The sequence below is a fragment of the Robiginitalea marina genome, from assembly GCF_024006985.1.
Lineage (GTDB): Bacteria > Bacteroidota > Bacteroidia > Flavobacteriales > Flavobacteriaceae > Robiginitalea > Robiginitalea marina.
This window is the reverse complement of the sequence record NZ_JAMXIB010000011.1, coordinates 73,893-97,671: the sequence shown is the minus strand read 5'-3', so window position 1 is coordinate 97,671 and position 23,779 is coordinate 73,893. Positions and strand designations below refer to the sequence as shown.

Annotated in this window: 21 protein-coding genes; 4 read left to right on the top strand and 17 right to left on the bottom strand. The window is 56.9% G+C overall.

Annotated elements, in window-relative coordinates; all coding sequences use genetic code 11:
• The 8 genes from NG653_RS12565 to NG653_RS12530 form a co-directional block, all read right to left on the bottom strand.
• A partial coding sequence (locus tag NG653_RS12565; protein WP_252742062.1) for a Calx-beta domain-containing protein occupies window positions 1-846 on the bottom strand: 846 nt, incomplete at its 3' end.
• Window positions 847-998: 152 nt separating this feature from the next.
• Window positions 999-1,886 (bottom strand): ACP S-malonyltransferase, encoded by an 888-nt coding sequence (fabD, locus tag NG653_RS12560; protein WP_252742061.1) that lies wholly within the window; start codon window positions 1,884-1,886, stop codon window positions 999-1,001.
• 262 nt (window positions 1,887-2,148) lie between these two features.
• Window positions 2,149-4,887 (bottom strand): formate dehydrogenase subunit alpha, encoded by a 2,739-nt coding sequence (fdhF, locus tag NG653_RS12555; protein ID WP_252742060.1) that lies wholly within the window; start codon window positions 4,885-4,887, stop codon window positions 2,149-2,151.
• 9 nt (window positions 4,888-4,896) lie between these two features.
• Entirely contained in the window at window positions 4,897-6,549 is a 1,653-nt protein-coding gene (locus NG653_RS12550) for an NADH-ubiquinone oxidoreductase-F iron-sulfur binding region domain-containing protein (RefSeq protein WP_252742059.1), read from the bottom strand.
• Window positions 6,542-7,387 carry a formate dehydrogenase accessory sulfurtransferase FdhD gene (fdhD, locus tag NG653_RS12545; RefSeq protein WP_252742058.1) on the bottom strand — a complete coding sequence of 282 codons (846 nt, stop codon included), beginning with the start codon at window positions 7,385-7,387 and terminating at the stop codon, window positions 6,542-6,544. The genes NG653_RS12550 and fdhD overlap by 8 nt, the downstream gene beginning before the upstream one ends.
• A gap of 21 nt (window positions 7,388-7,408) precedes the next feature.
• Window positions 7,409-7,546 (bottom strand): hypothetical protein, encoded by a 138-nt coding sequence (locus tag NG653_RS12540; RefSeq protein WP_252742057.1) that lies wholly within the window; start codon window positions 7,544-7,546, stop codon window positions 7,409-7,411.
• A 5-nt stretch (window positions 7,547-7,551) separates the two neighbouring features.
• Complete coding sequence (locus NG653_RS12535) at window positions 7,552-8,079, bottom strand: gamma carbonic anhydrase family protein (RefSeq protein ID WP_252742056.1); 528 nt, start codon at window positions 8,077-8,079, stop codon at window positions 7,552-7,554.
• Between the two features lie 55 nt (window positions 8,080-8,134).
• Entirely contained in the window at window positions 8,135-9,136 is a 1,002-nt protein-coding gene (locus NG653_RS12530) for a PorP/SprF family type IX secretion system membrane protein (protein WP_252742065.1), read from the bottom strand.
• Window positions 9,137-9,255: 119 nt separating this feature from the next.
• Here NG653_RS12530 and NG653_RS12525 point away from each other — a divergent pair, with 119 nt between their 5' ends.
• The 4 genes from NG653_RS12525 (at window position 9,256) to NG653_RS12510 (ending at window position 13,442) form a co-directional block, all read left to right on the top strand.
• A complete protein-coding gene (locus NG653_RS12525) occupies window positions 9,256-10,155 on the top strand; it encodes a NifU family protein (protein ID WP_252742064.1) in 900 nt (299 codons plus the stop codon).
• A 71-nt stretch (window positions 10,156-10,226) separates the two neighbouring features.
• Window positions 10,227-10,427, top strand: coding sequence for a dodecin family protein (locus NG653_RS12520; RefSeq protein ID WP_252742055.1), 201 nt, complete (start codon window positions 10,227-10,229; stop codon window positions 10,425-10,427).
• 71 nt (window positions 10,428-10,498) lie between these two features.
• Window positions 10,499-12,547, top strand: coding sequence for a thioredoxin domain-containing protein (locus NG653_RS12515; RefSeq protein WP_252742054.1), 2,049 nt, complete (start codon window positions 10,499-10,501; stop codon window positions 12,545-12,547).
• Window positions 12,548-12,614: 67 nt separating this feature from the next.
• Window positions 12,615-13,442, top strand: coding sequence for a mechanosensitive ion channel family protein (locus tag NG653_RS12510; protein WP_252742053.1), 828 nt, complete (start codon window positions 12,615-12,617; stop codon window positions 13,440-13,442).
• A 4-nt stretch (window positions 13,443-13,446) separates the two neighbouring features.
• Here the strand turns inward: NG653_RS12510 and tsaB are convergent, their stop codons facing one another.
• The 9 genes from tsaB to NG653_RS12465 all read right to left on the bottom strand — a co-directional run bounded on the left by tsaB (window position 13,447) and on the right by NG653_RS12465 (window position 23,728).
• Window positions 13,447-14,118: a tRNA (adenosine(37)-N6)-threonylcarbamoyltransferase complex dimerization subunit type 1 TsaB gene (gene tsaB / locus NG653_RS12505; protein WP_252742052.1), complete on the bottom strand. Its 672-nt coding sequence runs from the start codon at window positions 14,116-14,118 to the stop codon at window positions 13,447-13,449.
• Window positions 14,119-14,186: 68 nt separating this feature from the next.
• Entirely contained in the window at window positions 14,187-15,527 is a 1,341-nt protein-coding gene (locus NG653_RS12500; RefSeq protein ID WP_252742051.1) for a TolC family protein, read from the bottom strand.
• 50 nt (window positions 15,528-15,577) lie between these two features.
• Window positions 15,578-16,711, bottom strand: coding sequence for an efflux RND transporter periplasmic adaptor subunit (locus tag NG653_RS12495; protein WP_252742050.1), 1,134 nt, complete (start codon window positions 16,709-16,711; stop codon window positions 15,578-15,580).
• Window positions 16,712-16,748: 37 nt separating this feature from the next.
• Window positions 16,749-18,011 (bottom strand): ABC transporter permease, encoded by a 1,263-nt coding sequence (locus NG653_RS12490; protein ID WP_252742049.1) that lies wholly within the window; start codon window positions 18,009-18,011, stop codon window positions 16,749-16,751.
• A 1-nt stretch (window position 18,012) separates the two neighbouring features.
• Window positions 18,013-19,242 carry an ABC transporter permease gene (locus NG653_RS12485; RefSeq protein ID WP_252742048.1) on the bottom strand — a complete coding sequence of 410 codons (1,230 nt, stop codon included), beginning with the start codon at window positions 19,240-19,242 and terminating at the stop codon, window positions 18,013-18,015.
• Complete coding sequence (locus NG653_RS12480; RefSeq protein ID WP_252742047.1) at window positions 19,232-19,936, bottom strand: ABC transporter ATP-binding protein; 705 nt, start codon at window positions 19,934-19,936, stop codon at window positions 19,232-19,234. The genes NG653_RS12485 and NG653_RS12480 overlap by 11 nt, the downstream gene beginning before the upstream one ends.
• Window positions 19,937-20,025: 89 nt before the next feature.
• The gene (locus NG653_RS12475; protein WP_252742046.1) at window positions 20,026-21,138 is read right to left on the bottom strand and encodes an efflux RND transporter periplasmic adaptor subunit; all 1,113 of its coding nucleotides are present in this window, start codon (window positions 21,136-21,138) and stop codon (window positions 20,026-20,028) included.
• A gap of 47 nt (window positions 21,139-21,185) precedes the next feature.
• Window positions 21,186-22,445, bottom strand: a complete 1,260-nt coding sequence (locus NG653_RS12470; RefSeq protein WP_252742045.1) for an ABC transporter permease — start codon at window positions 22,443-22,445, stop codon at window positions 21,186-21,188.
• A 38-nt stretch (window positions 22,446-22,483) separates the two neighbouring features.
• Window positions 22,484-23,728: an ABC transporter permease gene (locus NG653_RS12465; RefSeq protein ID WP_252742044.1), complete on the bottom strand. Its 1,245-nt coding sequence runs from the start codon at window positions 23,726-23,728 to the stop codon at window positions 22,484-22,486.
• Between the last annotated feature and the right edge of the window lie 51 nt (window positions 23,729-23,779).

Sequence of the window (23,779 nt, the reverse complement as noted above, 5' to 3'; positions counted from 1 at the left end):
CGTTACCGTAAACAACATGCCTGCGCCTTCCGTCACCGTCACATCGGCAATGGTGATCGCTGCGCTGTCGTTGTCGTTGATCGTGCCCGTGGCCGGCGAACCGCTAACCCCTACCCCGTTGGTAGGAGTGCCCAGGATTACCGTAAAGCTTTCAGTGCCCTCGACCACTGCATCATCATTAATAGGAACCGTGATGGTTTCCTGCTCATTAACAGTCCCGGCAAAAGTGAGCGTGCCAGCCGTACCCGTAAAGTCCACCCCGCCTCCGGTAGCGCTTCCATCGGTAAACGAATAATTCACCGCTGTACCGTCTTGAACCGCATTGTCCAGGGTCACCGTGAAAACCATAGACCCCGCATCTTCCAAAACCGCCTGATTCGTAATGGTCAGCGTGGCGGAGTCGTCATTTTGAATGGTGCCTGTCCCGGTATTATCGGCCAGGCTAATTCCGTCAGTTGGGTTGGCGAGTTGAACCAGAAAGGTCTCATTCCCTTCCAGGTCGTCATCTGCGATTACAGTGATATCAATCTCTACAGAGGTATCCCCGGCTGGAATTATTTCCAAAAGGTTAGAGGCCTGGAGGTAATCCCCCGGCTCTTCGGCTGTACCGTCGGCAGTACTGTATTCAAACTGGATAGGGTCAGCCTGTGGGCCCTCGTTAATGCTTACGGTAAACGTAAATGTGGTGGTACCTCCCCCACTTCCCTCCGCCTGGCTGACATCATTAATGCTCAGGGTTTGCGCAAAGGAAGTAGTCCCGGCTATCAGAAAAAAGAACAGAAAAAACCGGATTCCCTTACAAAAAGGAAGGACCCGACAGATTGAGCAGAGGGTATTCAATTTCATAGCCCGCAGATTTTGAAGCCTTAATGCTCCCCTTTCCAGGATGTGGTAAGTTGGGTTAAACAAAGGTCGAAATTACTAAAAAAAAGGGGGGGTGTACGAATTTTCTGGTCGAAATCCCCCCTGATCCGGATGAACTGCCCCGGGGTTACGGATTACCCCAGCACCTCGGCAGAGCGCGCCTCTGCGGCTGCGTCAATTTTCTTTACCAACCCCTGCAAAACCTTTCCGGGGCCCACTTCGATAAAGTTCGATGCCCCGTCAGCCACCATCTGCCGCACGCTCTGCGTCCATCGAACCGGAGCGGTCAGCTGTGCAATGAGGTTTTTACGGATCTGCTCCGTATCGGTAACCGCCATGGCCGTCACATTCTGGTAAATCGGGCATGAGGGGGTTGAAAACGCCGTGGCTTCGATGGCTGCTGCCAGTTCTTCCCGTGCCGGCTGCATCAGGGGCGAATGGAAGGCCCCGCCCACAGGCAACACCAGCGCCCGGCGGGCCCCGGCCCCTTTAAGCTTCTCACAGGCCTGATTCACGGCTTCCACTTCCCCGGAAATCACGAGCTGCCCGGGGCAGTTGTAATTTGCCGCCACCACCACTCCGGGGACCTCCTGGCAAAGATGCTCCACTACAGCATCTTCCAGGCCCAGGACGGCTGCCATGGTCCCGGGTTGCAGTTCGCAGGCCTTTTGCATGGCCTGGGCGCGCTGGGCCACCAGTTTCAGCCCGTCTTCAAAAGAAAGGGTGCCATTGGCTACCAGGGCGGAGAATTCCCCCAGGGAATGCCCTGCAACCATGTCGGGTTTAAAGGAGTCGCCCAGGACTTTGCTCAGCACCACCGAATGCAGGAAGATGGCGGGCTGGGTGACCTTCGTTTCCTTCAGGTCATCGGCAGAGCCTTCAAACATGGCATCGGTTATGGAAAAGCCAAGGATGTCGTTGGCATTCTCAAAAAGCTGCTGTGCAAGGGGGTACTTTTCATAAAGGTCCTTTCCCATGCCGGGAAACTGGGCACCCTGCCCGGGGAAAACATAAGCGTTCATAGTGTGGTTATTTATTGGTGCAAAGGTAAGAAAACCCTCCTTGCCTTCAGGGAATGGAGGCGGTTTCTGAAAGGGAACAGGGGGGCGGTGTTTCCCGGGCCGGGGTTGTAAGCCAGGTGGGTGACCGAATCAGGGGGACCCCCTCCCCCCCGATTTCAAGATACCCTGAACCCCTGAAATCCCCTATCAGGAAAAACCCGGCCGGCAGGCTTTTATCCGCAGGGCGCCAGCCCGGGGTTGCCGGGTTTTCTAAAAAGGCGTGCTATACCTGCTTCCCCTCCAGCATGGCCTTGAACTTCCCTTTGGATTTTCGGATCCTCACGGCCACCACCTTGTATTCCGGGCACATGGCCTCGGAATCGTGGATATCGCTGGTGATGTTGTTCACCATAATGTCGGGGAAATGGAAGGTGGTGCTGAGCACCCCCTGCCTGACCTCATCGGTCACGCGGGCCTTGACGTCCACCTTTCCCCGGGGCGATTCCAGGCACACGAAATCGCCGTCTGAAATGCCGTTTTCCCGGGCATCTTCGGGATGGATCATCAGGTAATCGCTTTGCAGGAGTTGTCCATTGGGCGTACGCCGGGTCATGGCCCCGCAATTGTAGTGTTCCAGTTCGCGGTTGGTAGTGAGGATATAGGGATACCGCTCTCCGTGTTCCGTGATTTCAGCCGTTTCCTCCCAGGAGTGGAATTCAAAATACCCAAGGCCCCGTTTGAAATCGTCGCGGTGCAGGATTTTGGTGTCGGTGCCATCGGGGGCTACCGGCCATTGCAGGCCGTTCTTGCCCAAGCGTTCCCAACGGATACCTGCGAAGAAGGGGACAATTTGCGAGATTTCCTCGAGCATGCCTTCGGGGGTGTAATCGGGTTGGGGGTAGCCCATCCGGTTCATGAGATCCACGATGATCTGTCCGTCGGGTTTGGTTCCGGGAATGGGTTCCACCACCCTCCGCACCGCCTGTACCCGGCGTTCCCCATTGGTAAAGGTGCCGCTTTTTTCCAGGAAGGACGCCCCCGGCAAAACCACGTCGGCGTATTTGGCCGTTTCGGTCATAAAGAGCTCCTGTACGATGACCAGCTCGGTAGCCTCAAGGGCGCGGATCACCTTTTGGGTATTGGGGTCGGTTTGCACCACATCTTCCCCAATGATCCAAAGGGCCTTGAGTTTCCCGTCCATGGCCGCCTGGAACATTTCGGGGATTTTGTAGCCGATATGGGAAGGCACTTCGGCCCTGTAGAATTCGCTGTAACGCCGTGCGACCTCCGGCCGGGTCACGTCCAGGTATCCCGCCCCCTGGTGGGGTTGCACGCCCATGTCGGCACTGCCCTGCACATTGTTTTGCCCCCTCAGGGGGTTTACCCCCACCCCCTTGCGGCCAATATTGCCCGTGAGCATGGCCAGGTCGGCAATCTGCATGACCGTGAAGGTCCCCTGGGAGTGCTCGGTGACCCCCAGTCCGTGGAACGACATGGCGTTCGGGGCTGTGGCATAGGCGATGGCCGCTTCCCGTACCTCCTCGCGGGGCACCCCGGATACGGCCTCCAGCCGGTCGAGGTCAATGGCCAGGAGCTCTGCCTTAAAGGCTTCATATCCCTCGGTGCGGCCCCCAATAAAGGCATCGTCCACCAGGCCTTCCGTAACAATGTAATACATCATCATGTTCAGCACGGCCACGTTGGTCCCCGGCCTGAGGGCCAGGTGGTGGGTGGCATAGCGGGCCAGTTCGGTACGCCTCGGGTCGATGACGATGGAAACCTTGTCGGATTTCATCGCGAATTGCTTGAGTTTGGCCCCGGTTACCGGGTGGGCATCCGTGGGGTTGGCCCCGATGACCAGGATACAGTCGGTGTGTTTGAGGTCATCGATGGAATTGGTGGCCGCCCCGGTACCGAAGGTGCGCTGCATGCCCAATGCCGTGGGCGAATGGCAGACCCGGGCACACCCGTCGATGTTGTTGGTTTGGATGACCGCCCGGAAAAACTTCTGCATCAGGTAGTTCTCCTCGTTGGTACACCGGGAAGAGGATATCCCCGCCAGGCTATCAGGCCCGTAGGTTTCCCTGTAGTGCGTAAACTTTTCCGCGATGTAATCATATACTTCTTCCCAGCTCACCTTTTCGAGGGTGCCATTCCGCCGGATCATGGGCGCGTCGAGGCGTTCGGGGTGGTTGTAGAACTGGAAGGCAAATCGCCCTTTCAGGCAGGTGTGCCCCTGGTTCACCTCCGCATCGTAGGGGGCGGTAATGCTCAGGATTTCCCCGTTTCGCGTCCCGACTTCCAGGTTGCAGCCCACCCCGCAATAGGTGCATACCGTACGGGTGGTTTCGGTAGCCTGTACCGACTTGGACTGGAAGACGTCGGAAATGGCCGAGGTTGGGCAGGCCTGGGAACAGGCCCCGCAACTGACGCAATCCGAGGTCATAAAGGTCTGGTCGAGGCCTTTGATGATGTGGGCATCGAACCCCCGGCCCGCCATGCTCAGCACAAACTCCCCCTGGACCTCATCGCAGGCCCGCACACAGCGGTAGCAATTGATGCATTTGCTAAGGTCGGAGGTCATGTACGGGTGGCTGAGGTCCTTCTCCCGGTGGAGGTGGGTTTCGCCTTCGGGGTACCGCACCTGGCGGATCCCCACCTGGGCGGCAACCGTTTGCAATTCACAATTCCCGTTGACCTCGCAGGTGAGGCAATCCAATGGGTGGTCGGTGAGTACCAGTTCGATGATGTTTTTCCGAAGTTTTTGGATGGAAGGGGTGCTGGTGTAGATATATTGTCCTTCGCCTACAGGGGTATGGCAGGACGCCATGGTCCGGAGCCTTCCCCCCTGCTCTGCGGCAACCTCCACGCTGCACACCCGGCAGGCCCCGAAGGGGTCCAGGTTGGGCGCGTCGCACAGGGTCGGTACCAGGTCGGGGTCGGTCTGCCGGCGGATGAAGGACAGCATGGTCTCCCCGGTTTCAAACGGATAGGCGACATCGTTGATATAGGCAGTCTTCATAAGGATGGGTTACGTGAAGTACGATTGTAGTTCGGGTTCAAAATACCGGACGATGTTCCGGATCGGCAGGGGGATGCCCCCGCCGTGGGCGCAGAGGGAGCCCTGCTCCAGGGTGGTGAGCAGGTCGTCAAAAAGGGTCCTGTCAATGGCGTACCCGCCTTGCAGGGCTTTTTGCGCCAGTTCGTGCCCCCGCTTGGTCCCCAGGCGGCAGGGAAAGCATTTCCCGCAACTCTCATAGGCCGCAAAGTCGAACAGGTGCTCGATATAGCGCATCATGGGGTAGCTTTCCGGGATGCACACCACAGAGGCGTGCCCGAGCAGGAACCCTGCCGAGGAGAAAGACTCAAAATCGAGGGTGAGTTCCGGGAGTTTGCCCACGGGCACCACCCCGCCCAGTGGCCCGCCGATTTGCAAGGCCTTTACCGGTTTCCGGAAGCCCTGGCCCAGGTGGTCGACCACCTCCTTCATGGGGGTACCCATGACCACTTCATATACCCCGGGGCGGCTGAAATAACTATCGAGGCAGACGAGCTTGGTGCCGGAGGACCGCTCGGTGCCCAGGGCCTTCCAGGCGGCACCCCCCTGGCTGACGATGAAGTGGAGGGCGGCAAGGGTTTCCACATTGTTCACCACCGTGGGTTTATTGAAAAGCCCCCGCTGGGCCGGGTAGGGCGGCCGCACCCTGACTTCCGGGCGCTGCCCTTCGATGGAATTGATCAGGGCCGTTTCTTCCCCGCAGATATAGGACCCCTGTGCCTGGATTACCTTGAATTCAAAATTGAAGCCGCTGCCCCGGATGTCTTCTCCAACCAGGCCCGCCCCCTTAAGGGCCTCAATGGCTTCCTGTACCCGCTGCACGGCTTCCGGGTATTCGGCCCGGATATATACGATCCCATGATTCGCCCCGGTCACATACCCGCTTACCAGCATCCCGAAAAGGACCGAATGCGGTCGCTGCTCCAACAGGTAGCGGTCAGAATAGGCCCCCGGGTCCCCTTCATCGGCATTGCAAATAATGAACTTGACCTCCCCCGGGGCCTTCCGGCAAAATTCGAGCTTAAGCCCCATGGGGAACCCGGCCCCGCCGCGCCCGCGCAGCTGTGATGCCTTGATTTCCTCCAGGGTGGTTTCGGCGTCCTTCCCCAGTACCTCCAGCCAGGGCTTATAATGGGTGTCCAGGTTTGTGAAGGGCCGGGTGAGCACGGGCTCATGGCTGGCCGCTACATAATAGGTATCGCCCCCGTCCGGGGGGATCCCCTCTACAAGGGCATGCAGGTGGTCAATGTCGGCTCCGGAGTAATTCCGGCCCTTATAATGGAAGGCGGCGTTCTCGTGGCAGCGGCCCAGGCAGGTCATGTGCCCGATTTGTTCAGGCGAAAAGGCGGTGCCCAGTTTCTTCAGGACCCCCGGTTGGGTACCGGCACATTCACAGGCCGAACCGTTGCAGACATATACCTGTTTCCCTTTGTTTTCAGGCTTTAAAAAGTCGTAGAAGGAAGCCGTGCCGAAGATGTTGGCCTTGCCGATCAGGAACTCTTCGGCAAGCCGGGCGAGTTCTTCCTCCGCAGGGGTACCTTCCGGCCGGGCCAACCGGCCCAACTGGTCGAAAAGGTTGGTATCCAGGCCCTTTCGGCCTAAAAGTTCACTGAGGTTTTCAGACATCGTTCACGAAGGTTTGGTTCGGGGGGGAGGCGATTTTTTGAGGGGCGATGCGGTGGGGGTGGGCGTAACAGGTGGCCCGTCCTTCCCGGCAAAACCCGAGCAGGGTAATGCCCAATTCCTTGGCGTAATCCACCGCAAGGGATGAAGGGGCGGAAACGGCGGCCAGGAAAGGGATGCCGGCCTTAAAGGCCTTAATAGTGATTTCATAGGAAACCCGCCCGCTGACAGTCATGGCGCGCGCCTCGCCCAGGCGGCCCTCCAGCAGCAGGCTGCCGATGGCCTTATCGACGGCGTTGTGCCGACCAATGTCTTCCCTGACGACCAGCAGGGCGCCCCCGGCATCGAAAAGGGCCGCAGCATGGGTCCCCCCCGACTGCATGAAATCGCGCTGCCGGCGGTTCATCGCCTCAAACATTTCGCTGAAAATCGCTGGGGGGAACTGTCCGGGGGCTTCCAGGGCCGCCCCGGTAAAGCCCTGTTCGCCCAGTTCGGTACGGCCGCAGATCCCACAGGATGATACCGACAGGAGGCTCCGGCTGTTGGAATAGCCCTCGCCCAGGTAGCGCTTCGGGATCTCCAGGTCCACAGAGGTGACAATACCTTCCCCTTTTTCCCCAAGGGGGGTGATTTTCGGGTGGAAATCAGGGGAATTTACAATGGCCTCGCTGTGCAGCATCCCGCGAATCAGCTCCTCGTCGGCCCCGGGGGTACGCATGGAAAGCGTAAAGGGCTTCCCGTTGATGTGCACCTGCAGGGCTTCCTCCACCGTCAGGGCATCCGCCACGGGTACCCCACCCCTGGAGCCATACTTCATGCCCTCGTAGATTCGCGTCGCCATACCCGGAGAGGTTTTAGGAAGCTACAGCCAGTATAACCGGCCACCGCTGCCTACTAAAGGTAGGGGTTTTTCCCCAAACGCAAAAAACACCGGCAGGCGAAGGATCATGGCCGTCACCCCGGTAATCCAAAGCAGTTCTTTCAGGATGGCTCTGGGCATTGGGTTCATAGTTCGCCCCCGGGCTTAAACCAGGACGCGTATTTCACGTAACTGGCCGCAATGCGATGGATCTCCCCCTGGCTAAGCCCCGGGTCGATGTCTTTGATCTTGCGGGCCGGCATGCCGGCAAACACAGACCCCTCAGGGACTATGGTCCCCTGGGTCAGCACTGCCCCGGCGGCGATAATGCTGTTGCTCCCCACCACGCAATGGTCCATGATGATGCTCCCCATCCCCACCAGCACGTGGTCGTGCAGGGTGCAGCCGTGTACGATGGCGTTGTGGGCAATGGAGACGTCATTTCCGATTTCGGTGGGGGCCTTCTGGTAGGTGCAATGGATGATGGCCCCGTCCTGCACATTTACCCGGTGCCCCATGCGGATGTAATGTACATCGCCCCGGATGACGGCGTTGAACCAGATGCTGCACTGGTCGCCCATCACCACATCCCCCACAATGGTGGCATTTTCGGCGATGAAACAATCGGTGCCAAAAACAGGGTGTTTTCCCCGGACTTCCTGGATAATGGGCATAGGTGCGAAGGCATTAAAGGTGTTATCCGGTAAAAATAGGAAATTCCGGCGGGCCTCAGTAATTCACGGCCGGGCACTTGCAGTCGTAGCGCTTGGCCGTCAACTGCCCGAAATCGTACCCCAGGGTGATCTGGTGGAACCCGCCATTGTCGAGGCGGATATCGCCCGACTGATAGGAATAGTTATAGGCAAACAGGAAGTTCCCTGCCTGGATCCCCAGCAGGGGGGTAAACAGCTGCAGGCGCTGCTCCCCGAATGAACCGTTGGCCAGGAACTGGGCCCCGTCAAAGCTGCGCCGGTAGGAAACCCCGCCAAATACGGTCCCAAACCCGACATCGCGGTAGACCTTGGCATTGAGGTCCAGGGTGCGCTCCCGGGTAAATTCGGTCATCTGCAAAAGGAAGGAGGGCTCGAATTGCCACTGCCCCTTCCCGAAGACGTAGCCCGCCGAGAACAGGTACCTGCGAAGGTTGTCGAATTCGATGGCGGTATACAGGTCCCTTCCGCTGCCCAGCAGGTTCAGCACGCTGAAATGGGCATAGAACTCGAGGTAGTTATACGACATCCCCAGGTCGGCGTTGAAATACCCCACGCTGTTGCGGCCCCCGGTGATGATGGGGTCGGCGATCACGGAGCGGAATTCGGATTCGTCCAGGCTGCTTTGGATAAACCCTGCGCTCATCCCGAAGGAGAGCTGGTTCAGGGCGCGGTAGTCTGAACTGAAAGGCAGGTGGTGGGCATAGGTGAGCTTCAGCCCGGTTTGGGAATGGTAGCCGTTGGCATCGTTAAAGACAATGGCGCCCACCCCGCTGCGGGTATCCGGCACGCGATAATGCACGCTGAGGGTCTGCAGGTTGGGGGCCTCATCCACGCTGAACCATTGCTGGCGCGCTGTCAGCCTTACCTTCCCCCCTTCCCCGATTCCCGCCATGGACGGGTACACCAGGTAGTAGTTGTCGGTCAGGTAGTCAAAATACACCGGGATGCCTTCCTGGGCGCGAGTGCTGGAAACCCCGATGGCCAGAAGGCTCAGGAAGAATAGGCAAATAGATTTCATGTAAAGGGCCGGGGCCGGTTTGTTCAGCAGGTTTAACATAGGTTATAACGGCCTATGCCGGACATTATTATACGCCCCTATCCCACAAAAATGCCTTATTTTTGACAAAAATTGACCCTATGGAAGCCTATGTGATCACCGTTCGGGAAACCAACCACCCGGCCATCCTTAAATTTGAAGCCAACCAGCCCCTGGTACGCCAGGGAAACTACGAATACAGGAACATCGACGAGGCCAAGGATTCCCCCCTGGCCCAGCAATTGTTTTACCTCCCCTTCATAAAAACCGTGTATATCTCCGGCGACTTTATTGCCCTGGAACGCTATGACATCGTGCAGTGGCCCGATGTGAAGGACGAGGTGGCCCAACAACTGGTCGATTACCTGAACACCGGTGCCCCTGTAGTACATGAACCCCAGCAGAAGGCCAAAGTGGCCGTGACCCTTTACGCCGAGGTAACGCCGAATCCCTCCGTGATGAAGTTTGTCGCCAACAAAAAACTGGTACCGGGCGTATTCGAATTCAAGAACATCGACGAGGCCGCGGATTCGCCCCTGGCGCGGAGGCTATTTGAGCTCCCTTTTGTCCGGGAGGTCTTCATGGACCTGAACTATATCTCGGTGACCAAATACGAGATGGCCGACTGGAATGAAGTGACCGGGGAACTCCGGGAACTGATCCGCAATTTCCTTGCTGACGGGGGCGAAGTCCTTTCTCCCGGGGCCGTCGCCCAGGGCACAGGCAATGCAGCCACCGCCGTTGGGAATACCGCCCTTGACCCCACCTCCCAGGAAATCATCAGCATTTTGGAGGAATACGTAAAACCTGCAGTGGCCAGTGACGGGGGGAATATCGTCTTCCAGTCCTATGAGGAGGAAAGCAAAACCGTCCATGTCATCCTGCAGGGGGCCTGCAGCGGGTGTCCTTCCTCTACCTTCACCCTGAAAAACGGCATCCAGACCATGCTGCAGAACATGATGGGCGACAAGGTAGCCGAAGTGGTAGCCATCAATGGGTAAATTCCCCCGGCCATATTTTGGATTTCCATTTAGATTCCCTATTTTGAAGGGAACCTAAAAATCAAGCCCTTATGTCTGTTTTAAAAGTTATCGAAATCCTTGCCAGCTCGGAAAAAGGCTGGGAAGATGCTGCCGGGAATGCGGTGCGCGAAGCCTCCAAATCCGTAAAAAACATCCGTTCGGTCTATATACAGGAGCAGAGCGCCACGGTAAGCGACGGAAAAATTGTACAGTATCGGGTCAATGCCAAAATCACTTTTGAAGTAAAGTGATGACACTCCCTTTGTTTTAACGAGCGCCCGGCCCAGGGCGTTTTTTTTTGATCCCAAGCCCCTTCCATGCCATGAAAGCCAAAGAACCCAACGCCCTGATCCACGAAAGCAGCCCCTACCTCCTGCAACACGCCTACAACCCCGTGCGGTGGGAAGCCTGGAGCACCGCTACCCTGGAGCAGGCCCAAAAGTCGAACAAACTCCTGCTGATCAGCATCGGGTATGCCGCCTGCCATTGGTGCCACGTTATGGAAAGGGAGTGTTTCGAGGACCAGGGGGCCGCTGACGTGATGAATGCCCACTTCATCCCCATTAAAGTAGACCGGGAAGAACGGCCCGATGTCGACCAAATTTACATGGATGCCCTGCAACTGATGAGCGGGCACGGGGGCTGGCCCCTGAATATCGTGGCCCTGCCAGACGGCAGGCCTTTCTGGGGAGCTACGTATGTGCCCCGCGACAAATGGATCCAGGTGTTGATGCAACTGGTAAAACTCTACCGTGAAGACCCAAAAAAAGTGGAGGAATACGCCTCCAGCCTTACCTCGTCCTTACGGCGTATAAACGAGGTCATCCTGCCGGAAGGGGAGAAAAAGGCGCCCGGCATGGAGCAGTTGGCCGCCTGGGTGAATTCCTGGAAAAGGGGGTTCGACCCCGATTTTGGAGGCCACCTCGGGGCCCCCAAATTCATGACCCCATGCCAGTACGAATTCCTGATGCACTGGGGGGAAGCTACCGGTGACAATGCCATTCGGAGCCACGTACAAACCACCCTCGACGGCATGGCCTATGGCGGGCTTTACGACCATGTGGGGGGCGGGTTTTCCCGGTACTCGGTGGACCCCCGCTGGCACGTGCCCCATTTCGAAAAAATGCTCTACGACAATGCCCAGTTGCTGAGCCTCTACGCAGAAGGCTATGCCCTGTATAAAAAACCCCTGTATGCCGATGTGGTCCTGCAGACCCTGGAATTCCTGGAACGGGAACTGGCCCGGCCGGAAGGGGGCTACTATGCTGCCCTGGATGCCGACAGCCTGAACCGCAAAGGGGAACTGGAAGAAGGGGTGTTCTATACCTGGAGCGGCGCTGACCTGACCTCCCTGCTGCGCGAAGACTTCGAATGGTTCCAGGAGTACTACAACATCAACGAATACGGCTTGTGGGAAAAAGGGCAGTATGTACTGATCCGGCGGGAATCCGATACCGCGTTCGAAAAACGCAGGGGGTGGCCTGCCGGGGAACTCCGCAGAAAGCGCTCCAGGGCCCTGCAAACCCTGCTCAAAGCACGGGAAGAAAAGCCGCGCCCGCGCCTGGACGACAAGTTGGTAACCTCCTGGAACGGCTTGTTGCTGGGCGGGCTTTGCGACGCCTACCGCTACTGCGGCATCCCGGAGGCCCGGGAGAAGGCCCTGGCCCTGGCGGGTTTTATTCAGGGAACCCTGTCACGGGAAGACGGGGGACTCTTTCATTCCTATAAAGAAGGGGGCAGGGCCGTCAACGGTTACCTAGAAGACTACGCCGCCGTCATCCGCGGCTACATAAAGCTGCACGCCGTTACCCAGGAGCCTTCCTGGATGGAAGCCGCAAAAAAGCTGGCCGATTATAGCCTGGAATACTTCTCGGAAGCCGGACAGCCCCTGTTGTACTTCAGTTCCCGGGTGGATCCTTCCCTGATCCGCCGTACCCTGGAGGTCAACGACAGCGTGATCCCCTCCTCCAACTCCACAATGGCCCGGAACCTTTTCCTGCTCGGCGCCTTTTTCTCCGATCCGCGGTACCGCGATAGGGCTATTGCCATGCTGGGGGCCATGCAGGAATCCCTGGAGCGCCACCATTCGCAATACAGCGGGTGGCTGCACCTTTCCCTTTGGCTGGCCCAACCGTTTTACGAGCTGGTCATTACGGGGCCAAAAGCCATGGATCAGCTCGGGGTGATCGTTGGGCAATACCTGCCCCACGTGCTGCTGGCGGCCAGTCGGGAGCCTGCCCCGGGACCCCTCTTCGAAAACCGGCATAGCCCTGAAAAAACCCGCTTTTTCCTGTGCCAGTTCGGGCAGTGCCAGCAACCCGAGCAAGACCCCGAAAGGGTTTTGGAGCAGTTGCAATGGATCGCCACCTGAACCTATGGCCCTGGGCGGCTTCGCAGAAGTTGTTATCTTTGAAAAAACCTTTAAACGACGCAACCCAATGGAAGAAATAAAGAATTACACCCACTACCTGGAGGAAGCAAAAGAAATGATCTGGGCCCTGGCGCCCAGCCTTCTCACTGCGGCCATTACCCTGGTCGCCGGGTTATGGATCATCCGGTTGCTCAATAAAATGGTCGGCCGGTTCTTTGACCGCCACGATTACGACCCTACCCTGGAGACCTTCCTGCAAAGCCTGATCCGCGCAGGCCTTAAATTGCTCCTTTTCGTGCTGGTGGTGACCCAATTGGGGGTGAAATCATCTTCCCTGGTTGCCATGGTGGGTGCTGCCGGACTGGCCATCGGACTGGCCCTGCAGGGTTCCCTGGCCAATTTTGCCGGGGGGGTACTCATTTTGCTGTTCAAACCGTTCAAGGTAGGCGACTTCATCTCGGCCCAGGGGGTGGACGGGACGGTAAAGGAAATTTCGATTTTTACCACCAAACTGAACACCTTCGGCAACCAGGTGGCCATTATCCCAAACGGGCAATTGTCCAACAACAACATCATCAACTTCAACGCTGAAGAAACCCGGAGGGACAAGATCGACGTGGGGATTAGCTACGGGTCCAACATCAAAAAGGCCAAAGACATCCTGCTCGAAATCTGCGCAGCCGACAGCCGTATCCTCGAGGATCCCGCCCCGGCAGTTTTTGTTGGGGAACTCGCTGAAAGTTCCGTAAACCTGACCCTCCGCTTCTGGGCGAAAAACGAGGATTTCTGGGATGCGCATTTCCATGTGATGGAAACCCTTAAACTGCGCTTTGACCAGGAAGGGATCGAAATCCCCTTCCCGCAGCGCGACATCCACATGCGCAAAGACGCCTGAAGGGTTATTCCTTCTTTTTTAGGGCGATGAAGTCCTTCAGGTAGAAGGGTTCAAAGTAGGCCAGGTCCTCGACCTGGCCTTTTGCATACCTGCGGGCAGACAGGACCCCCAGTTCCCTGGCTGAAGGCTGTACCCCGGGATGAAAATGGAAGTTGGGGTGGGTAAGCACCTCCCGGCATTTCCCGGCCCCGCTCCCCAGCAGGTGGACCGGGCCCTTTTCTGCAAATTCCCCAAAAGACCGGCCATCGATAATCAGGGCGCGGGTCGGGGCCACCTGCTGGTAACCCGGGTCGAATACGGCTGCATAGACCTCCATACGCCGGGCATCCAGCATGGGGATCAGCACCCCTTCCCGGATTGGTACCTGCAGGGCCATGCCCTCCAGGGTGGGCGCCCCGATCAGGGGGAGGTCCAGGGCAAAGCAAAGCCCTTTGGCCGCCGCAACCCCGATCCGCAGGCCGGTATAGGAGCCCGGGCCCTTGCTGACGGCTACCGCATCCAGTTCCGCCCATTCCAGGCCGGCCTCCTCCATGGCCTCAGCCATAAAGACGTGCAGGAGTTCCCCGTGGGTATATTCAGGGGACGGATCTTCCCTAAGGGCCAGTAGCCGATCGCCCCGGTAGATGCTTACCGAGCAGTTGGTCGAGGCCGTTTCCAGGTTCAGGATGGTCGCCATGGCTGCAAAGATAGCGACCTGCCGGCGAATAATCGCCGGCAGGTCGCTCCCTATGCGATCAATAAAAGTTAGTCGAGGGAAATTGGCAACCCATAAAAGAATTCCAACACCTTGATGCGGAAGATGTAGTCGTATTTGGAGCGGATCACCTCTGCCTCGGCATTGTCGACCCGGGCCTGGGCCTGCCCGAAATCAAAGGCATTCAATAGCCCCACCTCGTAACGCTCTTTGGAATATTCGTAAGCCAGCCTCCTGGCCTGCTGTGTTTTCTGGGCGGCCTCATAGGCCTTGGCCGAATTCTTTACATCCACATAGGCCTGGTTGATGGTATTTTCAAGGTCCAGCTTGCTTTGCTCCAGTTGCAATTCGGCCTGCATGACCCCGATCTGGGAACGCCTCACCCCGTTGCGCGTGGTAAACCCATTAAAAATAGGGATCCGGATACTGGCCCCGTAAGAAATCCCGTCATTAAGCCATAGCTGGTCGGCAAAGCTGATCTCGCCCCCTGTGAGCGGGTCGCGCGTCTGGTCGGAATACCGCGTGTTGTAGTTGAAGAAGGCCCCCAGGGTCGGGAAGTAGGCCCCTTTGGCGATATCCAGGTCCTTTTTGGCCAGGTCCACATTGGTTTCCGAAAACTTGATATCGTTGCGGAAGGTCAGGGCCTGGGCAAAAATGGTTTTTGGTGTATTGTTCAGAATCTCCGAAGGCGGAACCTCATATGCTTCCTCGGCGATATCGAAATTCTCATAATCGGTGATCTGCAGCAACTGGGCCAGGGAAATCCGGGAAAGCAACACCTGGTTTTCCCCATTGATGATCTGCTGCTCCTGGTTGGCGGCCGTGGCCTGGATTTCAAGCAAATCCCCCTCAGGCAGCACTCCGGCCTCCACCTGGGCGGCGGTGCGCTTAAGGTCCTGTTCGGTGACGGCATACTGGGCCCGGAACACTTTCAGGGATTCCTTGTTGGAAAGGACCTGAAGGTAGGCGTTGGCTACATTAAGGCGGATGTCGTCCTTGAGGTTGTCGAGCCGGTACTGGTTGGCCAGCGCATTCATGTCGGCCCGGCGCAGCCGGTTGATGTTCCTCAGACCATCAAACAGGTTAACGTTGGCGGTCGCGCCTCCGGTTGCCGTAACGATCGTCGTGGTCACCGGGGCATTGGTGGTCGGGTCGAAGGTAAGACCCGTGTTCCCGCCACCCTGCAACTGCCCGCTCACCGCGGGGAGCATGGCCCCAATGGCATCGGACTTATCAATTTTGACGTTCTCCAGGTCCAGTTCCGCCTGCTGTATGGTCAGGTTGTTCTCCACGGCGTAGTTTACGCATTCCTCCAGGGTCCATTTTCGCATCTGGCCCGAGAGCAATCCTGCGGAAAACAGGAAAAGCACAGTTATGATTCGAATTTTCATGAGTCGTTTTTTGATGGTTTTAAGCTGTTTTCGGCCTCAGGGCCCCGGGGTTACTCCTCGCCCTCCTCTTCTTCCTCAGTTCCTTTCTTGATCGGCTCCGTCTTCTTCCAGACCTTCACCTTATCGGCCTCTGTCAGGCCGGATAAAATCTCCACATTGATCCCATCGGAAATCCCGATTTCCACATCGCGGCGCTCAAATTTCTGGTCTCCCGTCTCGACTTCCACGAAAGGCTTGTCTGTTTGCCTGTCGAATTGCAGGAGGGCCTCAGGGATTACCAAAATACTGTCCTTTTTCTCCAGGGTAAGGGAAGCATTCGCACTATACCCGGCACGAATGGTAAAAGACTCGTCTTCCTCCAGATCGCCCTTGATAGTGAACTGCACCGCCCCGGATTCCTCCACGCCCTTGGGGGCGATAAACTTCAGGGTGGCCCCGAATTTCTGGTCCTCGATGGCCCCAAGGCTGATCTCCAGGGGCATGCCCACCTGCAGCTTGCCTACCTCGCCCTCATCTACTTTTCCTTCGAAAATCATTTGCCCGAGGTCTGCAATGGTCGCGATGGTAGTCCCGTCGTTGAAGTTGTTTGACTGGATGACCTGATCGCCCATCTCCACGGGGATTTCCAGGATGGTCCCGTCCACGGTGGCGCGGATGTTGGTGTTGGCGCTGGCAGAGCCTCCCGCGGAACCCTTCTGGATGATCAGGTAATCATTCTTTGCGTTTTCCAGTTCCTGCCCTGCCTGGTCGTACTGGAGTTTGAGGTTGTTGAAGTCCTGGTTGGAAATCACCCCGCGGTCGTAAAGGGTTTTGTTCCGATCATACTCAATCTTCAGGTTGTTCAGGGCCAGTTCGGCATTGCGCACCCTCCCGCGGGCCTGGAACAGGGCCTGCTCATTGGGGACGACCCTGATGGTGGCCAACAGGTCGCCGTTTTTCACGGCATCGCCCTCTTCCTTGAAGATTTTGTCAATGATGCCGGAAATCTGGGGCTTGATCTCGATCTCTTCTTCCGGGATCACCTTCCCCGTCGCCACCGTCTTCTTTTCGATGGAAGCGATGAACGGGGTCTGGGTTTCATAGGTTATGGCCCCTTTGCTGTTGGATTTTATGAAAAATGTCGCCGCCCATAATACGCCGAGTACGAGCACAACAATTCCGGTCCATTTGAGTATTTTCTTCATCTTGTTTGGGTTGTATTAAATAATCATATAGGGTTTCTTATTCTTCTCTGAGGGCGTCAATGGGGCGGATGCTCACTGCCCGCTGGGCCGGGATCAGGCCGATCAAAACCCCCAGCACGACCATAAGGCCCAGGGCTCCCAGCAACCAGGGTATGGGCACCGTGGGGTTCGTATACGGGAAATCCCCTCCTTCGGTCAGGTTGCCCACCAGGTTGAGGACGGCAGCCCCCAGCACCACCCCGATGATCCCCGCCAAAAGGGTAAGGAACAGGCATTCCAGGATGATCAGGTATCGGATCTCACGGGGGGTCGCCCCAAGGGCCCGGCGTACGCCCAATTCCTTAGTGCGCTCTTTCACCGAAATCAGCAGGATGGCCCCGATGCCGATAACCCCGGCCAGGATGGTAGCCACCCCCACGATGAGCGAGATAAAGGTGAGGCCGTTGGCAAAGCCCATAATCCGGTTGAAAATTTCCCCCAGGTTGAAGGAGCCAAAGGCCCGTTCGTCCTCTGGATGCACCCTGTGGATGCTTTTCAGCACCGCTTTCACGTCTTTTTCCACCTGCACCACATCGGCAGTGTCATAGGCGGCAATGGTAAACCAGGCCACCCGGTCGCCCGTGTTGTAGAGTTTCTGGTAGGTGGTAAAGGGGATGTAGATGTCGCTGTCGCTCTCAAAGCCGCCCCCCGGGGTAAACTTATGCACGCCCACCACCTGGAAATAGACGTTATCGATACGGATGAATTCCCCGATGGGGTTTTCCCCTTTCTCAAACAACTCCTCCTGGGTGCGTTCCCCGATCACGCAAACCTTGCGGGCATTTTCGATATCCTTGTCGTTGACAAAGCGGCCCCCGTCGTAGATTTTTTTGGTCGCGATGCGGGTAAACACCGGGTAATCCCCATATACGGCGTAATTCCCCGTTTTCTGGCCCCTTACGATCAACCCCGGAGATCCCCCGAATACCCCCCGCACATTCCTGGGGGCGATATACTCGATTTCCGGGATGCGGTTCTGCAGTACCTGGGCGTCGCCCAGTTTAAGCTGCAACTGGCGGCCCGTCTTGAACCCCGCATAAGGCATACTGGTACTCTGGGCCCAGGTAAACAGGCTGTTGATGGCCACGCTCTCAAACTGCTTCTCAAAGCCGTTGTCGAGTCCCTTGGCAGCCCCGGACATGGCGATGTACACGAAGATGCCCCAAAGCACCCCGATCATGGTGATGACCGTGCGCACCTTATTCTTCCGGATCGACCCGAAAATTTCCTGCCACGTATTGCTGTCAAATAATAACCGCATGCTATTCGTCTCTTAGGGCTATGATGGGTTTGATCCGCGCCGCCCGCTTGGCCGGGATGTACCCCGCGACAGCGCCGAAAAAAATCAGGATGATCGTGGCCGTAACAGCCAGGCCGGCGTCGATATAGGGATTCAGGATGAAGTATTTCTCCAGCTTATCGCCGATGGAGTTCAGGATCAAAACGCCCAGGAGCATCCCCAGGTAACCCGCCACGGTGGTGATAAAGACCGACTCCAGCAGGATGGTCCCGATGACCGAGGCAGGGGTCGCCCCGATGGCCTTGCGGATCCCAAGTTCCTTTGTGCGTTCCTTCACCACAAAAACCATAATGTTGCTGATGCCGATAATCCCGGCAATCAGGGTTCCCAGGGCAAAGATGGACCCGACGATGGCCAGGACATTGGCGAATTGCTGGTTCTGCTTCAGCTGGTCGGCGACATTACGGATAAAGATCCCGCTCCGGTCGTCCGGGCTGATGAATTTCTTCTCGCGAAGGAAGGCATTGAGCTGCCGGTCGAAGATCATCGCCCCGTTGTACCCGATTTCCGGTTTGAAGCCGATGACCATCTGCCCGATCTTGTCGGTATTTTTTTCAATGAGCTGCCTGGTGGTGTAGGGCATGTAGATAAACCGCTCCTCGTTATCGCCCCCTTCGTCCTGGTAGACCCCTATAACCTTAAACACGCTCCCACCCACATCGATGTATTTCCCCAGGGCGTCTTCATTGCCGAAAAGGTCGTTCTCCACCAGGCGCCCGATGACGGCGTGCTTGGTCCTTTCCCGGATATCGGTCTGGTTCAGGTACCGGCCCTTCATCATGATGGTCTTCTCACTGTACTGGAAGCCCGGGGCCACGGCCCGGGTGGTGTAGTTATTGGATTCCTGTTTATAGGTGGTCAGGGCGCTCCGGGTGATTTGCGGGCTGATGTATTCGATAAAGTCATCGAAATTCGCCTCGATATCCTCCAGGTCGGTATTGTCGAATTCAATGACCCTGTTTGACTTGTAGCCCTTGTAGGGAATGGTGGTGCGGCCCGGGAAAATGCTCAGGACGTTGGTGGCGTCATTCCCAAAAAAGGCGTCAAAGGTGTTTTTCAACCCGTTGGTAAGGCCCACCAGCGAAACAAAGATGAGGATTCCCAGCGTCACGGTAAACCCCGCCAGGAAGGTGCGCAATTTGTTCTTGCGGATCGATAAAAATATTTCCTGCCAGGTATCCCTACTGAACATACTGCGAAGCCCTTACCTGCTCGATTTCCTTGTCTTCGACGATCACCCCGTCGCGCAAATGCACGATCCGCTTGCACATATGGGCAATATCGTCTTCATGGGTCACCACCAGGATGGTGTTCCCCTGGTCGTTGATTTTCTGGATCAGGTCCATGACCTCATAGGAGGTTTTGCTGTCCAGGGCCCCGGTGAGCTCATCGGCCAGGAGCACCTTGGGTTCGGCAACCATGGCCCGGGCGATGGCCACCCGTTGTTTCTGTCCTCCGGAGAGCTCGCTGGGCACGTGGTGCGACCACTCCCTAAGCCCAACCTGTTCGAGGTATTTCATGGCCTTGGCCTGCCGTTCCTTGCGTCCAACTCCCTGGTAGTACAGGGGAAGGGCAACATTTTCAAGGGCCGTTTTATAGTTGATCAGGTTGAAGGACTGGAAGATGAACCCCAGGAATTTGTTTCGGTAATTGGCTGCCTTGGTTTCATTGAGGTTTTTGATCGGGATCCCGTCGAGGATGTATTCCCCGGAATCGGCCACGTCCAGCATCCCCAGGATGTTGAGCAGGGTAGACTTCCCCGATCCGGAAGACCCCATAATGGCCACGAGTTCGCCTTCCTTTACGCTGAAGTTGATGCCCTTCAGGACATGGAGGGAATTGGAACCCATCCGGTAGGATTTGTGCAGGTCTTTGATTTGAATCATGGGTGGTTAGTGCTTTTGATGGCTCTCCGGTTAGACCGCGAAGGTCCCGTTTTGTTACACAGGGAGCTGTAAATATTATGTTAAAATCCTTAAACGCCTGCTTCTTCCGGGGCCAGGGCATTCCATACCTTAATGGCATCCCCTTCCGAAACCCCGGATTTTACCTCCACGAAAATCCCGTCGCTGATGCCCAGTTCGAGGTCGCGCCGTTCAAACTGCTGGTCCGAAACCATGACCTCCACGAAGGGTTGCCGGGTTTTTTCGTCGAACTGCACCAGTGCCTCCTTGATGGCCAATACGCTGTCGGCCCGGTCGAGGATGATAGAAGCATTGGCGCTTAGGCCAGCCCGGATAAAGATGTCCTGGTTTTTGTTGAGGGTCCCTTTGATCTCAAACTGTATGGCCCCGTTTTCGGCCTTCCCCTTGGGGGCGATATAGTCCAGGACCGCCTCAAAAACCCGGTCCTCCAGGGCACCCACCGTAATCTCCAGGGGGAGGTCTTCCCGAATCTTGCCTACTTCGGACTCATCCACCTTTCCTTCAAAGATCATTTTATCCACATCGGCGATAGCGGCAATGGTGGTCCCCTCGTTGAAGGTGTTGCTCTCGATCACCTGGTTGCCCACCTCCACGGGGACTTCCAGGACCATGCCGCTTACCGTGGCCCGGATCAGGGTGTTGGCGGCACTGCTCAGGCCGCTGGTGGTCCCGGTTCTAACAATGTCGTAGCGTTTGTTTGCCGCGGCATAGCCCTGTTTGGCCTGGTCGTATGCGACCTGGGCCCGGTCCATATCAGCCCTGGAAATCACCCCCCGGTCGAAGAGTTGCTGTTGCCTTTGGAAATTGCGCTGTTGGTCCTCGAGGATAATCCGGGCATCCTCGATCGCCATCCGTGCATCGTTCAGGGCGCTCAGGTTTGGCACCACCTTTATTTTTGCGATCAGGTCGCCCGACTTGACGTAATCGCCGCCTTCCACGTAGATCTCTTCGATGACCCCGGAGATGTTCGGTTTAATGAGCACCTCTTCCAGGGGAAGGATGCTCCCGGTAGCCACCGTTTTACGGACAATGTCCTGTCGGGCCGGGGTTTCGGTCTGGTACACCACCGGGTCTTCGGCATTCTTCTGGTACAGGTAGATCATGGCGCCGGAAAAGGTCAGCAGGATGCCCAGAAGGATAGTCAGGGTTACGGATTTTTTCATGGGAATGGCAATTATTTTGTTGTCTATTTTTCTCTATTGATTTTTTCTTAATCGGCCCGCAACGCATCGATGGGCCTGACCCTGATTGCGCTCTGGGCCGGGATGAACCCGGCGAGTAAGCCCGACACCGTCAGGATGCCCAGTGCGGCCAGGACCACCCCAAGGCTGACGCTGGGGCTCATGAACATGTCTACGGGGCCATTTTGTTCCAGCAGGGCGTTGATGCCATAGATGAACAGGGCCCCAAGGCTGATCCCGGCCATGCCGGAAACCAGGGTGAGGAAAAGGGATTCCATAAGGATCTGCTTGCGGATGCTCCAGGGGTCTTCCCCCAGCGCCCTGCGGATCCCAATTTCCCGGGTGCGCTCCTTTACCACGATCAACATGATGTTGCTCACCCCGATAATGCCTGACAACAGTACCAGGATGCCCACGAAATAGGCGATGAACCGCATGGCGGCGAACAGGCTTTCGACCCGGCTGAATTCCTGGAACAAATCGAAATACCCGATCGCCCGTTGGTCCTCGGGGTGTACCTTGTGCTTTTCCTTCAGGAAATCCACAATCCGTTCCTTCAGGGACGAAATTGAGGTTCCGTCGTGGGCGGTGATGGCCATCCAGCCCACGCGATCGGCCCGGTTGAAGGCCTGGGAAAAGGCCGTAAACGGCACAAAAATCTGTTTCTGGGCTTCTTCCCCATCCCCATTGGAGCTCCGCTTTTTATAGGTGCCCACTACCAGGAAGTTCACCCCCTGTATCTTGACATACGTCCCCAGGACGGTTTCCCCGGGCTCGTATAGCTCCCGGACCACCCCGGCCCCCAGGATTGCGACCTTCCGCTTTTCGGCAATATCATTTTGGTTGATAAAGCGCCCCCGGGTGATGCTCATGGGTTCCTGTTCTATGAATTCAGGATAGTCGCCATAGACGTTATACGCCCCTGTACGGATGCCCCGCACCACGTTATTGCTCCCGCGGAAGCCTCCAAGCTGGTTGCGCGCGGAGATATACCGGAGTTGGGGAAACTCCTGCCGGAGCAAGTCCACATCTTCCAGTTTAAAGCTGAAATCCCGGTCTTTGGGCAGTCCTTTATAGGCCCTGGTGGTACTCCGGGTCCATATGAACATGCTATTGGTGGCGATATTGTCAAAGTCGGCGCGGATCCCGTTCTCAAGCCCCTTACCGGCGGCCAGCAGGATGATCAGGATCAAAATCCCCCAGAACACCCCAAAGGCCGTGAGCAGGGTGCGGAACCCGTTTTTGGTGAGCACCTCTATAATCTCCTTCCAGCGATCCTTGTTAAACATGGGCTTCAGGAATTGAGTTATCGGTTTTGAAGGCCCTGTTATTCATCGCGCAGGGCATTGATAACCTGGATGTTGGCCGCCCTCCAGGCAGGGAAAAACCCTGCCAGGGTACCTGCCAGGATAAGCACAAAAACGGTGGTGAGGGCCACCCTGAGGTCTACCGAAGGGTTCAGGACGTAGTCCACCTCAATATTTGGGCCCACCACCTCGAGGAGGGCCATGCTAAGGATAAGGCCGAAAAAGCCCGAAAAAGCGGTAATGAACACGGCCTCGTGCAAAATCATCCCCACAATGGACCAGGGCCTTGCCCCCAGGGCTTTGCGGATCCCGATCTCCCGGGTGCGCTCCCTTACCACGATCAGCATGATGTTGCTCACCCCCACCACCCCTGCGATAATGGTACAGATCCCCACAAACCAGAAAAACAGCTTTATGTTCCCCGTCAGGGAATAGTAGCGTTTTGCCTCCTCGAGGGCGCTCCAGACTTGCATGGCGCTCTCGTCTTCCGGGTGGATGGTGTGGGCCTGGGAAAGGTATCCCCTGAGCTCCTCCTTGAAGGCTACCGCCTGGGTCACAGCCTGGTCAAAATCCTCCACCGGGGGCAGGGTGAAGGCCATGTTGCTAATGCGGTCTCCCCCATTGAAGACCCGTTGGACCGTGGTGATCGGGATATACATCTGCTCCTCTTCGCGCTCCCGCATCTCCTTGAAAACCCCGACGATCTTAAACGGGATGCCGGAAATATCCACATATTCCCCTATGGGGCTGTCGAGGTGGGCGAAGACATCCTTTTTGATCTTGTTTCCGATCACAATAACCTTGGCGGTGTTCACATGGTCGCTGTAATTCAAAAACCGCCCCTCCGACATCTTGGCATTATCGATAAACTGGAAATCGGGGTGGACCCCCTGCACCCCATAGACAAGGGCTTCATTCCCGTAAGTAACCGAAACCCCGTTGACGAAGTTCCGCGCGGAATTGTATTCGATCCGCTCGCCGTTCAGGGCCGTCCAGGTGTCGAAATTCTCATTGCGCAGCTGGATGCGACGCCCCGGGTTCAGGCCTTTGTACTCCTTGGTGGTAGTCCCCGGCCAGACCCAGACGGAGGTAGAGGCGTCCTGCTCAAATTCCCTGGCGATCCCGTTGCGCATGCCCTGCCCGAACCCCAGCAGGATTACAAGGATAAAAATCCCGGAAGCCACGGAGACCCCGGTAAGGAAGGTGCGCAATTTATTTTTTCGGATGGTGTCGAAGATCTCCTGCCATCTCTCGAGATCGAACATGGGTGGTGGGTACTGTGGATTGATGATTGATGAATGCCCCAAAGGGACACT